The following is a 1,204-nucleotide window of genomic DNA, read 5'->3' on the forward strand; positions in this document are numbered from 1 at the left end:
AAAGGGGTATCCATTTAGATGCCCAAACTGTACTCACCGGTCTACTTTGGTGTCGGTGGCTCGCCACGGGCGATCTACCGGCCCAAGGTCCAAGGAGCCCGGCTTGGCTCGCGGCCCTCGGACCCCAGCCGGGCTTACCGCCTTGGGTTTCGGCACGCGCACCAACTCCTGATAAGAGACCGGTGGGGACAGAATTGCCCGTTGAATCAAGCGTAGGAACACCAGACCCCGGCTGCTGCTGTGGCGGCGGTTGAACCTGAACACGAATTCATCCAGATACTCCGGCTGGTGCTCCGTAGTCCCGGAGCCCTGGTAGGTGCCATCGAGCAGCCGCTTCACCGAAGCGAACAATCGGTGCACCGCAGGCAGTGAATGATGGGCCGGCAATCCCGACGCCGACACGTTCAACCGTTCGTGCGCGTACCCCTCCAGTGCAGCCGGGTAGGCGCTCCACCCGTCGGACACCACGGTGGATCCTGCCTCGATATTGGCTTGGATGAATGCCTTGAGCGAACCAGCCGACGCGTCGGCAATCACCGCCAGCCGAGCACGACCCCACCCATGCTTGTTGACTTCAATAGCTCCTGCGACCAGTGTCTTTCCGGCAGCACCACGTCCGACGGTGCCGGGGCGGGGACCACCGATGAACGTCTCATCAACCTCCACACGTCCCGTCAGTCGGCCACTGCCAGCTGAGCTCATCGCGGTGCGCAGCTTGCTGAGCATCGTCCACGCTGTTTGGTACGAGGAGATCGGCAGCACCCGATGTAGATGGGCCGCGGAGACACCCTGTTTGCCGGAGGTCATCAGCCAGACGGTTTCAAACCAGACCGTCAGCGGCGTCCGCGTCTTGTCAAAAATCGTTCCCGCGGTCACCGAAACGCGTTTGCGGCAATCCCGGCACCGGTACCGTCCAGCCTGCTTGATCGCACTGCGGCCTTCACATCCTGGGCACTGAAACCCCTGGGGCCATCGAAGCCAGTCCAAGTAGTCAAGACAGGCCTCATCATCCGGAAACCAGGCGCGCATCTGGGCAAGGTCGGCAGGATAATCCTGCCCAGCAATCGGCATAACGGTAGGCTTGATAGCGACGTACACCCCTTCTCGGTGTCAGTCCATGCCCCCGGCTGTTGACGCAGCGCGGGGGTTCTTAATGTCATTTCAGCCTACCGGAAGCCTTGGGCACCTAAATGGATACCCCTTT

1 protein-coding gene is annotated in these 1,204 nt (G+C 61.5%); it reads right to left on the bottom strand.

The window, feature by feature from the left end:
• Positions 1-33: 33 nt before the first annotated feature.
• Entirely contained in the window at positions 34-1,071 is a 1,038-nt protein-coding gene (locus J2T21_RS20760) for an IS1595 family transposase (RefSeq protein WP_307584077.1), read from the bottom strand.
• Between the last annotated feature and the right edge of the window lie 133 nt (positions 1,072-1,204).

This window comes from Paeniglutamicibacter psychrophenolicus (genome assembly GCF_030812255.1).
GTDB classification, from domain to species: Bacteria; Actinomycetota; Actinomycetes; order Actinomycetales; family Micrococcaceae; genus Paeniglutamicibacter; species Paeniglutamicibacter psychrophenolicus_A.

Excerpts from the sequence above, each read along its gene's own strand:
- J2T21_RS20760 (WP_307584077.1), bottom strand. The coding sequence starts at position 1,071 with ATGCCGATTGCTGGGCAGGATTATCCTGCCGACCTTGCCCAGATGCGC.